Below are 12,744 nucleotides of genomic sequence, written 5' to 3' on the forward strand. Positions count from 1 at the left end.
TCCTTAAAGCGAAACGACTTTAGGGGCAGCCATGTCCTATTTATGGGGGATGCAGTCATTGACGAACAAAGCGATTGAAATTACCGGCCTCAGCAAAATGTACAATAACGGCAGGGGCATCAGCGATTTGAATTTGGTAGTGGATCAAGGCGATATATTCGGTTTTTTGGGGCCTAACGGCGCAGGGAAAACTACCGCCATGAAAGTGATGGCCGGGCTGTTGAAGCCGGATCGCGGCGATGTGAAAATTTTTGGCGCGAGCATTTTGGATGACTACGTGAACGCGATGAAACATGTCGGCTGCATTATTGAGACGGCGGAGTCGTACCCGTATATGACAGCTTATGAAAATCTGAAGTTGTTTGCCCGGTTTTATCCCGGCGTGGACGAGCAAAGAATCGATGAATGTCTGGAAGTCACCGGCATGTTGAAATACAAGCATGAAAAATCCAGGAAGTTCTCGCTTGGCATGAAACAGCGGCTTGGCGTAGCCGCGGCGATCTTGTCCAGGCCTCGGCTGCTCATTCTGGATGAGCCGCTTAACGGCCTTGACGTCGAAGGCATGCTCGATATGCGAAGATTGGTGAAGCGGCTGGCCGAGGAAGAAGGCACGACGTTTTTTATATCCAGCCACTTGATTCACGATGTGGAGCTGACCTGTACCCGAATCGGCGTTGTGTACGGCGGCAAGCTGGTGAATGTGGATTATACGCAGCATATTTTGTCCAATTATTCTTCGCTTGAAAACTATTTTGTCAGTGAGGTAGACCGAAATGTCAGGGTTTAAGGCTGCATTTATTAATGAAACCGTCAAGCTGCTGAAAAAGAAAAAATTGATCGCGGCCGCAATCTTGTCCATTATTGCCGTTTTAGTCGGCGAAGTCGCCATTTTGGCGATCAAACATGGCTTTGGCTTGCGCGTCGTGGGTAGCACCGAATTTCCGTTGATTGTTTTATCGGTGTTCGCTTACACGATTTTGCCGCTGTTTGCAACATTTGTGGCGATCGATATGTTTAACGGCGAATTTGCTTCCAATACGATGAAAATTACGCTCACAAGGCCCGTTTCCCGATTCGGCGTATTTTGCGCAAAAGTGTTAAACGTCGCTTTGTTTATTTTCGCCAATCTTTTGTTTGTGATGATTCTTTCTTTGTTGGCCGGATTTATTTTTAACCCTTCATCTTCCGGTTTCATGGGCGTTTTAAGAGTTGTGTTGTCTTATGCCGCGACGTTTTTCCCGGTTTTTGTGTTTGCGCTGCTTGTCGTATTGCTGGCCAACCTATTGCGCGGCGGACTCGCTGTCTTTTTTCTTTCGATCCTGATTTTTATCGGATTTAATTTTATCGGCATCGTCTTCTCCCATGTTTCCAGCTTTCTGATCACCTCGATGTTTGATTGGTATACGCTGTGGATATCGGAAACGATCAACGGGCTTAAGATTTTCCGGCAAACGTTAATTATGACCGGTTGTGGTATAATGTTGTTTACGGCGGGTTATTATTTATTTGACCGCAAGGACCTGTAGAAAGGTAATCCGAATGCAACTAGCCAAACGTTTTTTTATTATGAACGCGTTGACTGTGTTCATTTCCATAGCATTAACCGTTTTGGCCGTCATGATTTTTGTAGCTGCATATACGAAATTGCTTGGCCCGAAAGCGGGCGCGGGCGATTTGAAGAACGCGTTTGAAGTCCGAATGGGGCTTGGCGAAATCAAAAGCATGGCGCAAAACATCGAGTTCGAACGGCTGCTGGATAAGGCATTTCAGCAGGAACTGTCGGACCGGGTAAATGTTCTGGGCGCTAACGCCGTCATTTTAAAAAATAGAGAAATCTTGTATTCCGCCAAAAAGGTAAGTGAAATCGACATCGATAAAAGCTTGATGCTGACGGGCAGCGGTCCTAACCTGGATACACTGGAGCTGGATGGCCGAACGTATATGTACGCCAGGGCGGATTACAACTTGCATTCGGGGGATAAGGGCGTACTGCTGCTGCTTGCGCCGGTCAGGCTGAAGACGGGTTTTTATATGTTTCTCGGCGTGTTTACGCTATGTTTTTTTATTGCTTCTTTCTTATTGATGAACTTCTGGGTTTCTTACAGGTTTTCCCGCGGCATCATCGCGCCTGTCTCCAGGCTCAAGGACGCCGCCGTGAAAATCAGCGAAGGCGACTTAAACCGCGGGATTGCGGTGGAAGGCGAAGGCGAGGTCAGAGAGCTGAGCAGGACGCTGGAGCTGATGCGGATCAAGCTGAAGGAATCCGTATACTTGCAGCAGAAATACGACGAGAACCGGAAATTTCTGGTGTCCAGCATATCACACGACTTAAAAACCCCTGTCACTTCCGTGAAAGGGTATATCGAAGGCATTATCGACGGAGTTGCCAAAACCCCGGAGAAAATGGCCGAATATTTGGAAACGGCACGATCAAAGGCGATATTGGTTAATGCCATGATCGATGATTTGCTTTTATATTCCAGGCTGGATATGCACCAGATTCCGTATCATTTTGAGAAAACGAATATTTTGCAATATTTCGAGGATTGCGTTGCCGATCATCGTTATGAATGTGAAAAGTTGAATATACAGCTGACGTTGGTCAGCGAGTTACAGGATAACGTCTTTGTTTCCATCGATCGGGAAAGAGTAAAGAGGGTCATTCAGAACATTTTGGACAATGCAATGAAATATATGGAGAAGAGCGATGGGCGGATTGAGATCGTATTAAGAGAAACGCGGTCGTCTGCCGTTATAGAGATTAAAGACAATGGAAAAGGCATACCGGAACACGATCTTCCCCATATATTTGAACGGTTTTATCGGGCGGACGCATCAAGAAGAAGCGCCGAAGGCAGCGGTCTGGGGCTGGCCATCGCCAAACAAATCGTGGAGGATCACGAGGGGAACATTTGGGTGAGAAGTGGCCTTGGAGAAGGAACCCGCATGATGATATCTCTGAAAAAGTTGTAAATAAGTTGAAAGATTGTTTAGGCAGACCGTTCAGTTCCGAAAGGGATTGTTTTGGAGGGTAAGGATGGATGAAAAAGATACTGATAATTGAGGACGATCAGAGCATCGCCAATCTGCAAAAGGATTATTTGGAGCTGAGCGGTTTTTCGGTCAGAATCGAAGCTACGGGAGCCGCAGGATTGGACGCTTTGAAGAAAGATACGGTGGACCTTGTTATTCTTGACATTATGCTGCCGGGGATGGACGGATTCGAGGTGTTACGAAAGATTCGCGAAGACGAAGACATTCCCGTGCTGCTTGTGTCGGCGAGGGCGGAGGAAATTTATAAAATTAACGGCCTTGGTCTCGGCGCGGACGACTATATTACGAAACCTTTCAGCTCCGGCGAGCTGGTGGCCAGGGTCAACGCCCATCTGAACAAGTTCGAGCGTATGAAAGAACGGTTCGGCAAAAGCGAAGAAGCAGCTAAACTTCAGGTAAGGGGGCTGGAACTCCAGAAAGATGCCCGCAGGGTTTTTGTGAACGGAAATGAGGTCACGTTGGCCCAAAAGGAATTTGATCTGCTGCTTTTTTTGTTTCAGAATGCCAACCGGGTGTTCGGCAAAGAAGAGCTGTTTGAGCGCATCTGGGGAATGGACGCATTAAGCGACGCTTCCACCGTCACGGTACATATTGCGCGGATCAGAGAGAAAATTGAGGAGAATCCGTCCAAACCCCAGTACATTGGTACAGTGTGGGGGTCCGGTTACCGCTTTATCATTTAATGGAATTATCCATATATACCCAATTTGAAAGCTGCTGATTCGATTGAATCGGCGGCTTTTTGCCGTTTTTGCAGAGATGTGTTTCAAAGACAATAAGATTGCACCAGAAACACAAATATCACCATCTACAACCTCGCTTGCCGCCACTCTATAATACAAACATAACTACTCGGAGGTGAGCCCAACATGAAAATGACAGCGCCGGGGGCGGAACGCGCGCCGGTTCAAACCGGGACAAGGCCAATCGGCAGGGGCCGTTGGAAGCTTTTTCAGATGAACATCGACCTGTATCTATTATTGATTCCGGGGCTTGCGTTTTTGCTGCTGTTCAAATACGCGCCGATGTACGGTGTTATCATCGCCTTTCAGGATTTCAACATATTCGAAGGCTTTACCGGCAGCCAATGGGTCGGACTCGCGCAGTTCGCCAAGCTGATTCATTCGGAGGATTTTTACCAGGTGTTTATCAATACGCTGATGATCAGCTTGTACAAAATCGTGCTGCTGTTCCCGGTGCCGATCGTGATTGCGTTATTGCTGAACGAGGTGCGGAAAATGTGGTTCAAACGGGCCGTGCAAACCGTCATTTTCCTGCCTCACTTTTTGTCCTGGGTGATTATCTCCGGGCTGTTCATCAATATTTTGTCGCCAAGCGGCGGGCTGGTTAATCAAGTGATTCATTATTTCGGCGGCACTCCGATTTCCTTCTTTCTTGATAACGACTACTTCCGCAGTGTGCTTGTATTTACGGCTGGCTGGAAAGAGTCGGGCTGGAATACGATCATCTTTATCGCCGCGATCGCCGGGATCGAGCAGGAGCAATACGAAGCGGCGTCGATCGACGGAGCGGGGCGCATCAGGCAGATGCTGCATATTACGCTGCCGGGCATTATGCCAACGATCATTCTTGTCCTAGTGCTTCGCCTCGGGTACTTGCTGGAGGCGGGTACGGAGCAGATTTTGACGATGTACAACTCCGTCGTTTACACGTCGGGGGATGTGATCGGGACTTACGTTTACCGTCAAGGCCTCGGTCAGCAGGATTACAGCTTTAGCACGGCGGTTGGCTTGTTCAATTCGGTGGTCGGGTTTATTCTGATCCTGCTTGGCAACGAATTAAGCAAACGCCTCGTCAAGCGCAGCATTTGGTAAGGAGGAGCACACGATGCGCAAACAATCATTTCAAGACCGCTTGTTGGACTTATTCGTGTACGGGATCCTGCTTTTGTGCGGCATCGCCACCTTGCTGCCTCTGGCCAATGTGCTGTCCAAAGCGTTAAGCGACGAGTCCGCAGTCATCTCCGGCAAAGTGGGTATCATCCCTGTCGGCTTCCAACTTCATACGATGGCTTACGTCGTCTCGTCAGTCCAATTCCTGCATGCCATATCCGTGTCGCTTTTTATCACAGCGGCCGGAACGATCTTATCGATCATGCTGACGATGCTGACGGCATACCCGCTGTCGAAACGTCATCTGCCGGGCATCTCGCTGATCATGGTGCTGTTTATATTCACGATGCTGTTTAACGGCGGCATCATTCCGAACTACCTGCTGATGAAGCAGCTGCATCTGATCAACAGCTTATGGTCGGTTATGCTCCCGGCGCTGATCAGCGTGTTTAATATGCTGGTGATCAAAAGCTACTACGAATCGCTTCCCGAAGCGCTCGAAGAGTCGGCCAAAATGGACGGCGCCCGCAATATGACGGTGCTCGTACGCATCGTCATCCCGCTCAGCATTCCGGTCATCGCCACGATCTCGCTGTTTTACGCGGTGTATTTCTGGAACGACTATTTTCATCCGATGTTGTACATCAACGATCCGGGTCTTAAGCCGCTGCAGCTGTATTTGCGCGATATCGTCATGGACGCGGACAGCTCTTCGCTTGTGAACAAAAGTGCCGACGATATGATGAACGTGTCGCCGGAAGGCGTCCGTTCCGCAACCGTCATCGCTTCCATGATTCCGATGCTGCTGTTTTACCCTTTTTTGCAGAAGCATTTTGTCAAAGGCGTACTGATCGGCTCGGTCAAAGGGTGAGAGCGCATTTTACCTAAAGATGCCCGGATGACGGCATCCTTGGTTTAATGATATGTTAACTATAGAGTCTAGGGAGGTTCCCCACATGTTGAACAAAAAGAGAAACAAGTTATTATTCCTTACGCTGACGGCAAGTTTATCCGCGGCGTCGCTGGCCGCCTGTTCTCCGCAAAACCAAAGCGACGGCAAAACGGCAGGTTCGGCTTCGGCCCCAGCCCCGGCAGCTTCCGCAAGCACGCAAGCTGCGGCGCCAAAACCTCAGCTCAAATCGCTGCAAATTTGGCAGAAGGACGACTACAACACGTATCCGGTAGCGAAATTTTTGGAGGAAAAAACAGGCTACAAAGTGCAATACGACATGCTGCCGCAGGACAAACCCCAAGATAAGCTTAACATCCTGATCGCTTCCGGCGAGCCTTACGATGCGATAACAACAACGGGTACGACCGATTTTAAAGCGCTTTATTCCGATTATGCCAAAAAGGGCGCATTAACCGACTTGGGCCCGCTTATCGACAAATACGGGCCGAATATTAAAGCGGCGGTTGATCCGGCAGTATTGGAAGCGGCGAAAATCGACGGCAAGCTGTACGCCATTCCGACTAAGAGCATCCCCAACGTGATTGCCAGCTTGTACATCCGCCAGGATTGGCTGGATAAAGTAGGCATGAAGGCTCCAACGACGCTTGACGAGCTAGTCGAGGTACTGAAGGCATTTAAAGAGAAAGATCCCGGGGGCAACGGCGATAAAAATATTCCTTTTACGATCAGAGGGGACAACTTCTTCGTCGATAACATTGTCGGTGCGTTTGGCATGCCGAATTTCTGGAACGATGTAAATGGCAAGCTGACCCCGCGTATCATGGATCCGGCTTATCCGGAATACGTCAAATTCATGAGCGAGCTGTTTAAGCAAGGTTTGCTTGACAAAGAATTTGCGGCCAACAAGGATGCTACCGCCAAGGAGAAATTCACGAGCGGCAGAGCGGGCATGATTTTAATGAACTGGTCCGACGTGCCTAACATCGCCGATGCTTTAACCAAAAACGTACCTGCGGCCAAAGCGTTATATATCCCTGCCTTGAAAGGCAAAGACGGCAAACTGGGACTGAGTGCAACGCAAGGTTTCGACCGGATCACTTACGTTCCGAAGGCATCGAAGCATCCGGAGGATGCGGTCAAATGGCTAAATGCTAAGCTGGAGCCGGAAACGTTCAAAGCGATGGCGATCGGCGAGGAAAACAAGCATTATACGTTCAAGGATGGCCAATATTCGCCGATTAACCCGATTTTTACGGATGAGCGGAATCAAGCCAACAACTTCCTGACCGGTTCCGACGATAAAAATTACCCGACTTATTGGCAGGCTCGCGTGCGCAAAGATATGCGGCTGTTTGACGCCTGGAATTTCATTAATCGCACTGAACCGGCGAACACGCGTATTTCCGATCCGCTTGGTTTTGCGCCTTACCTGCCCGAATTTTCGAAGAGCTTCCAGCAGCTGAACACGATGGTCGGCGACTACACGACCAAGCTGATTTTTGGCGCCGAGCCGCTGAGCGGATTGGACGCGTTTATCGCCAAGTTCAAAGCGGCCGGCGGAGAAGCCAGCTACAAAGAAGTTAACGACTGGTACGCCAAAGCGAAAAAATAAGAGCAGAAGTTTAAGGAAAGGGGTAATCATAATGGCATCGATCGGTTCGCTTGCTTCCAGTAAAATCATCACCCGTTATCCCGGTAATCCGATTCTCACCTCCGGGGACGTTCCTTATCAACCCGCTCTTGTGTTTAACGCAGGTGTCGCCAAATACGAAGGCCGGTATGTGATGATGTTTCGCAACGATTACGGCGACGCTGCAAACCAATCGCTGCTTCCGGCCCATACGACCAACGTAGGGCTCGCCTTTAGCAACGACGGGATTCATTGGGACGTGCAGCCATCGCCTTGCTTTGGCATCGAAAACGACGAGATTATTCGAACATACGACCCTCGTATTACTGTAATGGACGGACGCTGTTACGTCTGCTTCGCGGTCGATACTAAACATGGCGTGCGCGGCGGGATTGCCGTGACCGACGACTTCGCGAGCTTTGAGGTGCTCAGCATGTCGGCACCGGACAACCGCAATATGGTGTTGTTTCCGGAAACGTTCGGCGGCAAATACGTACGTCTGGAACGTCCGTTTCCCGTATACGGCAAAGGCGGAAAGGACAGCTTCGATATATGGATATCCGATTCCCCGGATTTGAAATATTGGGGAAACACGGAGCTGCTGCTCGGCTTGGAGCAGGTGCCGTTTGCCAATGACAAGATAGGCCCGGGAGCGCCGCCGATTAAAACATCGGAAGGCTGGCTGACCACCTTCCATTCGGTGGACATCGACCACAACCGCGGGAAAAACGGCTGGGAGCCGTATTGGAAAAAACGCTATTGCGCGGGCATCATGCTGCTTGATTTGGATAATCCGTACATCGTCAAAGGCATGTGCAAAGAACCTTTGCTTGCACCCGAAACCGGTTATGAGACGGACGGAGGTTTTCGAAACCACGTTATTTTCCCGGGCGGAATGATTTTGGAAGACGACGGCGAAGTGAAGATTTACTATGGAGCGGCAGATACCGTAGAATGTTTGGCGACCGCCCACGTGGACGATTTGATCCGGCTTTGTTTACCGATGGATTAAATGCCGGTGGATCGAACACCGATGGATTAAACCATCTAAATAAAACCCCCGCAAACAGGGTAGGCCACTGAGAAAGTGAACGCTGTGTGCGCGAATCATTCTCTAGAGTCGCTAGTTGTCCCCCGTTAGTATCCGCTCGCAGTGGATGAAATTCAGGGACAAAAGCGAACGCTGACGTTTTTCTAGAATGAGCTCGCGCACTCTGCTTTCAGTGGCTTTCCAACATGCGGGGGTTTTTACGCTTTACAAGGCTGCACAGCTAACGTATTTGCGCCATGATCGCTTCAATTTCCTCACGGCTCAGTTCTTCTTCGCTGGCAAGCGTAACAACGGCATCAAGCAGCAGCTGCGCCCTGCGCGGTTCGATCTCCTGGTCGTAAAATCCGAAAAAACCGGACCGGTCCCCCGCGACATGCTCCATATAATCGTAAATGGCGGAACCTGCCGCCGGGCGGGTCAGGGGCATATCGAGGAAAGGCGCATTGGCGCCGCTAGCTTGCGCGTATTTGACGCGTTCTTTTTTGTCGAGCAGAAACTGCAGCGCCTCGAAGGACGCTTCACGCTGCTTGCTTCCTGCGGACATGGCCCATCCGACGGCATATCCGCCGTAATATTCCATCTCGCCGGCCACGCCCGGCATCTCCGGGAAGCCGAAGTAGCCGATGTTGTTTTTCTGCTTCTCATCCTCCATCAGCTTTCCGGCAACCCAATCGCCTTGTATGTACATGGCCGCTTCGCCGGCCAGAAAAGCCTTCTCCGCCATAATGACGTCCATCCCTAGAAAACCGGGGATAAACGCTTTGTTTTTGACCAGCTCCCGGAATTTTAAGCCGGCTTCCAAAAAAGCCGGATCGCTGAAGTCTCCGGCGCGTGATACCGTTTTTTTGAAAGCGGGCTCCCCGCCCAGCCGATGGTTAATATAGGCAAACCAGTGCAGCAGCGGCCAGCGGTCCTTACCGGCGACGGAAACCGAAGTAATTCCTTTTTGCGACAACACTTGAATGATCCGGATCAGATCGGCCCAGCTTTGCGGCGGCTGCAAGCCGTGTTCCGCAAACATCGCTTTGTTGTACCATACGACGACCCGCTGAATCGTATGGGGGAAGCCGTAAATACGCCCGTCGTAAGTTACGCTTTGCAGCGCTTCGGGGATGTACTGGCGCTTTAAGTCGCGGCTTTGCTCCAACAGATCGGTCACATCCGCAACGGCATGCGAGTCGACCATACGTTTAAAGCTTTCTCCGGACCAATATTGGAAAAGATCCGGCATATTGCCGGAAACCATAGCGACGCGAAGTTTGTTTTTATACGCTTCCGTTTCGTAGAAAAAGGGCACGATTTGCATCTGCTTGTGCGTTTCGTTGAACGTACGGATGCTCTCCTGCAGAATCGTTTGCCGCCGATCCAGCGTTTCCACGTTCCACATCGTAATTTTGACGGGAGCGGGCTCCGCTTGACGGCGCTCCGGACTGAACCGGACCATGTCCGGCATACAGCCGGTCATCAGGATCAATAATGCCAATAGGGCAGCGGCCGCAGCTTTGCGTTTCAACATAACCGTTTTTTCCTCCTCATCTTACGATTACGTATCTGCCGCCTCCTCCGCCGATCCGCCATCGCCTAGTTTGAACTGTACCCGGAATTCCCGCGGTGTCATGCCTTCGGTTTCCCGAAAGACGCGAACAAAATATTTCGAGGCGGCAAAACCGACCTGCTCGGCGATTTCATAGATTCGGCTGTCCGTTTGCAGCAGCAGCTTTTTGGCCTGACGCAGCCGTAGTCCCGTGATGTAATCGGTAAATGTAAGTTTTGTTTCTTCTTTAAACAGCACGGAAGCGTAACTGGCGTTCAAGTGGATATGTTCGGCCACCTCCTTCATGCTGAGCGCGGGGCTGTTCCATTCGCGGGCAATAAAACGAAGCGCCTGCCGGATCGATTCGTTTTTCACCTCGGGGAGCGTGGGAACGGCATCATTCAACTCACGAGATGAGAGGGACTTGTGATCCGCGGTTTGGCGCGCCCGCTTCATTTTAGACATATGCAAACATGCTTCTTCCACGGCTTTCACTAAAGCTTCCTGTTCGACAGGTTTTAAAATATAGTTGATGGCGCCAAGCTGAAGCGCTTTCCTGGCGTATTCGAATTCCGCATAACCGGTAAGCAGAATCGAAGTCAACTCGGATTCTTCATGCTTCAGGCGTTCCAGCAGCTCCAGTCCGTTCAAGCCGGGCATCCGAATATCCGTAATAAGCAGATCGACCGGATGCTCTGAGGCATAAGCCAACGCATCGGTCCCGTTCTCCACCGCATGCAGACGGTGTGCGCCTTGCGCCCACATTTCCAGCGTACGGTGGATGCCTCGGCGGGTAGGCAGCTCGTCTTCCGCGATAAGTATACTGATGGGCTCGAACATGGGCCACCTCCAAGGAGGGAATTGGGATTGTATAACCTTATAAGGGCAAAAACAAATCTACCTCGGTTCCAGCGTTTTCGCTTCTTGCAAAATACACGCCGTACGGTTCACCGTAATGCAACCGGATTCGCGCCTGTACGTTCATCAGCCCGATACCCGAACCTGACGTCTGCAGCGGGCGGTACTGCTCCAGGTTTTGGGCGATGTGCGCCGCTTGGTCGGCGGTCATCCTGTCGCCGTTGTCTTGGACCTTGATGTTCAGAGCAGGTTTGCCGTTCAGCTCGGATAAGCAAACGGTGACGATGACGCGGCCGCCGCTCACTTTAGGTTCGATGCCGTATTGGATCGCATTTTCCACAAGCGGCTGAATGAGCAGCTTGGGGATGCTGATCTCGCCAAGCTCCGGATCCATCCGGATGTCCCACACAAGCCGGTGGGCGAGGCGGAACTGCATAATTTCCAAATACCGGCGGCAGTGTTCGATTTCCTCTTGCAGTTTAATCCAATCGTCGCCTCCCGACGTCTTGATCGTGTAACGGAACAACCGCGACAACGAAACGACAAGATGGGCCGCTTCCTGCTGCTCGCGGTCGATCAGCGTCCAATACAGCGATTCCAGCGTATTAAACAGAAAGTGCGGATGGATTTGCGCCTGCAGCATTTTGATTTCGGCCTGATTTTTCAGCTTCTCTTTCTCGTATACGGTTTCGACCAGATGGTGAAGCTCGCGGGTCAGCTTGTTGTATGCGCCGTTCAGCTCGTTCATCTCGTAGTTGAAATACGTCACTTCATTAGGAGTCGGCAGCGTAAAATGAACGCCGCGCATTTTGCGCCACAACTTGCGGATCGGCAGCGTAATCATACTGGACAAAGGCCATAGCAGCGCCAGTGAGATAAGCAGCCCAACCGCCAGCGCAAACCACAAAATTTGCTTCAGTACATCGAGTTTTCCGGTAATGGTGCTAAGCGGCACAAGAATATGAATCGACCATCCGAACTGCCGGGTTTGTTTAATAATGTGCAAATAGTTGCTGCCGTTGATCGTAATAACCGGATACATGCCCTGATCGTCCGTCCGGCTGGCGACATTGAGATTGGCGTATTCCGGCAGAAGCGGTTCGGTGGAGGCGATCAACAGATGGTTTTGGTCGTAAAGATGCATGCTGCTGCCCGAGATGGACGTATATTCCTCATTAAAAAAATCAAGCATCGACTTCATCGATTTAATCACGACATATCCGCCGCCGGCCAAATGATCCTGCTCCAGCCTGACCTGCCGGACGGCAAGCAGCACGTTGCTGTCGTCGGGATGGGTGCCGATGAAGGTAAGTTGTCCGGATTTGATTTGCTCCAGCGTTTGCGGATCGTTGCCGGCGAGATCGGACCATTTTTTATTTTCCAGCGGATAAAACGGTTCGTTCACCGCGTACAAATCGATGCTTTTGACAATCCATGAGAACGCTACCAATTGATCGAGAATCGGACGTACCGAAAGCTTCTGATCGATTGGTATCAGGTGGCCCTGCTTGGATCTGTACAGCAGCGATTGAATTCGCGGGTCGGTCACCGCCTGCAAGCTGATCGTATCGATCTGGCTTAACACGGCGTCCACCCGGGCGCCCGCTTGTTTAGCCGTTTCCTCCAAGTTTTCTTCGGTCGTCTGGATAAATATTGCCGTTGTCGCTTTATATAGAAATCCTCCCGCAGTGGAGAGCACTGCGGCAAGCACAAGCAGAAATCCGGCCAATATTTGCGTGCGTGTGCGGTTTAAGCGAAGCCAATCGATTATTTTGTACATGCCCACACACCTTTTTCGGAACGGTCGGCTGAAGGTTAGCCGTATGGGTTAAGAATATATGCTCCCATCAT

At 50.7% G+C, this 12,744-nt stretch carries 11 protein-coding genes; 8 read left to right on the plus strand and 3 right to left on the minus strand.

The window, feature by feature from the left end; translation table 11 throughout:
* The first annotated feature begins 31 nt into the window (after positions 1–31).
* The 8 genes from EYB31_RS19500 to EYB31_RS19535 all read left to right on the plus strand — a co-directional run bounded on the left by EYB31_RS19500 (position 32) and on the right by EYB31_RS19535 (position 8,462).
* Positions 32–787 (plus strand): ABC transporter ATP-binding protein, encoded by a 756-nt coding sequence (locus tag EYB31_RS19500; RefSeq protein WP_240762601.1) that lies wholly within the window; start codon positions 32–34, stop codon positions 785–787.
* Entirely contained in the window at positions 774–1,526 is a 753-nt protein-coding gene (locus EYB31_RS19505) for an ABC transporter permease (protein WP_131015080.1), read from the plus strand. Before EYB31_RS19500 ends, EYB31_RS19505 begins: the two co-directional genes overlap by 14 nt.
* A gap of 40 nt (positions 1,527–1,566) precedes the next feature.
* Complete coding sequence (locus tag EYB31_RS19510; RefSeq protein WP_240762603.1) at positions 1,567–2,973, plus strand: sensor histidine kinase; 1,407 nt, start codon at positions 1,567–1,569, stop codon at positions 2,971–2,973.
* 68 nt (positions 2,974–3,041) lie between these two features.
* Entirely contained in the window at positions 3,042–3,737 is a 696-nt protein-coding gene (locus EYB31_RS19515; RefSeq protein WP_131015082.1) for a response regulator transcription factor, read from the plus strand.
* Positions 3,738–3,929: 192 nt separating this feature from the next.
* The gene (locus EYB31_RS19520; protein WP_131015139.1) at positions 3,930–4,889 is read left to right on the plus strand and encodes an ABC transporter permease; all 960 of its coding nucleotides are present in this window, start codon (positions 3,930–3,932) and stop codon (positions 4,887–4,889) included.
* 13 nt (positions 4,890–4,902) lie between these two features.
* Positions 4,903–5,778 (plus strand): carbohydrate ABC transporter permease, encoded by an 876-nt coding sequence (locus EYB31_RS19525; RefSeq protein WP_131015083.1) that lies wholly within the window; start codon positions 4,903–4,905, stop codon positions 5,776–5,778.
* A gap of 85 nt (positions 5,779–5,863) precedes the next feature.
* Positions 5,864–7,432, plus strand: coding sequence for an extracellular solute-binding protein (locus tag EYB31_RS19530; RefSeq protein ID WP_131015084.1), 1,569 nt, complete (start codon positions 5,864–5,866; stop codon positions 7,430–7,432).
* Between the two features lie 31 nt (positions 7,433–7,463).
* Positions 7,464–8,462: a glycoside hydrolase family 130 protein gene (locus EYB31_RS19535; protein WP_131015085.1), complete on the plus strand. Its 999-nt coding sequence runs from the start codon at positions 7,464–7,466 to the stop codon at positions 8,460–8,462.
* Positions 8,463–8,721: 259 nt separating this feature from the next.
* Here EYB31_RS19535 and EYB31_RS19540 read toward each other — a convergent pair whose 3' ends face one another.
* Genes EYB31_RS19540 through EYB31_RS19550 form a run of 3 tightly spaced genes read right to left on the minus strand, consistent with a single transcriptional unit; the run spans position 8,722 to position 12,673 of the window.
* The gene (locus EYB31_RS19540; RefSeq protein WP_131015086.1) at positions 8,722–10,017 is read right to left on the minus strand and encodes an ABC transporter substrate-binding protein; all 1,296 of its coding nucleotides are present in this window, start codon (positions 10,015–10,017) and stop codon (positions 8,722–8,724) included.
* A gap of 27 nt (positions 10,018–10,044) precedes the next feature.
* Entirely contained in the window at positions 10,045–10,875 is an 831-nt protein-coding gene (locus EYB31_RS19545) for a response regulator transcription factor (protein ID WP_131015087.1), read from the minus strand.
* A gap of 37 nt (positions 10,876–10,912) precedes the next feature.
* Positions 10,913–12,673, minus strand: a complete 1,761-nt coding sequence (locus EYB31_RS19550) for a sensor histidine kinase (RefSeq protein ID WP_131015088.1) — start codon at positions 12,671–12,673, stop codon at positions 10,913–10,915.
* Positions 12,674–12,744: the final 71 nt, after the last annotated feature.

The sequence above is a fragment of the Paenibacillus thalictri genome, assembly GCF_004307995.1.
GTDB lineage: Bacteria > Bacillota > Bacilli > Paenibacillales > NBRC-103111 > Paenibacillus_AF > Paenibacillus_AF thalictri.

What these genes read in the sequence shown, in the direction of transcription:
- EYB31_RS19535 (WP_131015085.1), top strand. Translation starts at nt 7,464, where the DNA reads ATGGCATCGATCGGTTCGCTTGCTTCCAGTAAAATCATCACCCGTTAT.
- EYB31_RS19500 (WP_240762601.1), top strand. Translation starts at nt 32, where the DNA reads ATGTCCTATTTATGGGGGATGCAGTCATTGACGAACAAAGCGATTGAA.
- EYB31_RS19520 (WP_131015139.1), top strand. Translation starts at nt 3,930, where the DNA reads ATGACAGCGCCGGGGGCGGAACGCGCGCCGGTTCAAACCGGGACAAGG.
- EYB31_RS19505 (WP_131015080.1), top strand. Translation starts at nt 774, where the DNA reads ATGTCAGGGTTTAAGGCTGCATTTATTAATGAAACCGTCAAGCTGCTG.
- EYB31_RS19545 (WP_131015087.1), bottom strand. Translation starts at nt 10,875, where the DNA reads ATGTTCGAGCCCATCAGTATACTTATCGCGGAAGACGAGCTGCCTACC.
- EYB31_RS19550 (WP_131015088.1), bottom strand. Translation starts at nt 12,673, where the DNA reads ATGTACAAAATAATCGATTGGCTTCGCTTAAACCGCACACGCACGCAA.
- EYB31_RS19510 (WP_240762603.1), top strand. Translation starts at nt 1,567, where the DNA reads ATGAACGCGTTGACTGTGTTCATTTCCATAGCATTAACCGTTTTGGCC.
- EYB31_RS19525 (WP_131015083.1), top strand. Translation starts at nt 4,903, where the DNA reads ATGCGCAAACAATCATTTCAAGACCGCTTGTTGGACTTATTCGTGTAC.
- EYB31_RS19515 (WP_131015082.1), top strand. Translation starts at nt 3,042, where the DNA reads ATGAAAAAGATACTGATAATTGAGGACGATCAGAGCATCGCCAATCTG.
- EYB31_RS19530 (WP_131015084.1), top strand. Translation starts at nt 5,864, where the DNA reads ATGTTGAACAAAAAGAGAAACAAGTTATTATTCCTTACGCTGACGGCA.
- EYB31_RS19540 (WP_131015086.1), bottom strand. Translation starts at nt 10,017, where the DNA reads ATGTTGAAACGCAAAGCTGCGGCCGCTGCCCTATTGGCATTATTGATC.